The organism is Neobacillus vireti (assembly GCF_001026695.1).
In the GTDB taxonomy this organism is placed as follows: Bacteria; Bacillota; Bacilli; order Bacillales; family Cytobacillaceae; genus Neobacillus; species Neobacillus vireti.
Map to the genome: position 1 here is coordinate 1 of NZ_LDNB01000026.1, position 718 is coordinate 718.

2 protein-coding genes are annotated in these 718 nt (G+C 31.9%); both read left to right on the top strand.

Annotated features, from left to right (window positions below; all coding sequences use genetic code 11):
* Positions 1–85: 85 nt before the first annotated feature.
* On the top strand, positions 86–388 hold the full coding sequence (locus AA980_RS25560; RefSeq protein WP_024026233.1) for a transposase: 303 nt from the start codon (positions 86–88) through the stop codon (positions 386–388).
* Positions 389–396: 8 nt separating this feature from the next.
* A partial coding sequence (locus tag AA980_RS25565; protein WP_047772078.1) for an IS3 family transposase occupies positions 397–718 on the top strand: 322 nt, incomplete at its 3' end.

Here is a 718-nt window from a genome sequence, read left to right on the forward strand (position 1 = left end):
GGTGACAGTGAATTGCGCCCATAATAGTTGACACGAATAATTCCGGAAATCTATGACCATAATTGTCATAAAGGGAGTGATTTAAGTGTCAACTAAAAGAATAAATAAATCTTATTCATTCGAACTAAAACTAGATGCAGTTAAAAGAATACAAGCCGGCGAAAGTGTAAAAATTGTAGCCAAACAATTGGAAGTTTCTGATCCAGATTACATTTATGAGTGGATTGATAAATATAAAACATATGGTGAGGTTGGATTAAAACGAAAAAAAAGAAAGAGCCTACTTAACGATAAAGATAAAATTAAGGAATTAGAAATGGAGAACGAAATACTAAAAAAGTATCTTCAAATTCTAAAGGAGGAGGAAAAAAAGCAAAGTTTAAGGTAGTAGAGGAATTGGAGTCTAAATACCCCATCTCTAAAATATGTGAAAAACTTGAGGTGTCACGAGCTGGATACTATAAATATATAAGAAATAAAGGGAAAGATAAAAAAGAAAACAAAACCGAGACAGAATTAAAAGAGAATATTACTATAATTTTCCACGAACACCATAAGAACTATGGGTATCGAAAAATACGTGCGGAATTGCAAGATAAGTATAACCTTATTGTTGGGGAGAAAGTAGTGAGAAGGTTAATGCATGAGTTAGGTTTTAAATGCCAAGCACGTAAAAAAAACAAGAAATCAGTCTCTGAAAATAGAGTAAATAATGGGG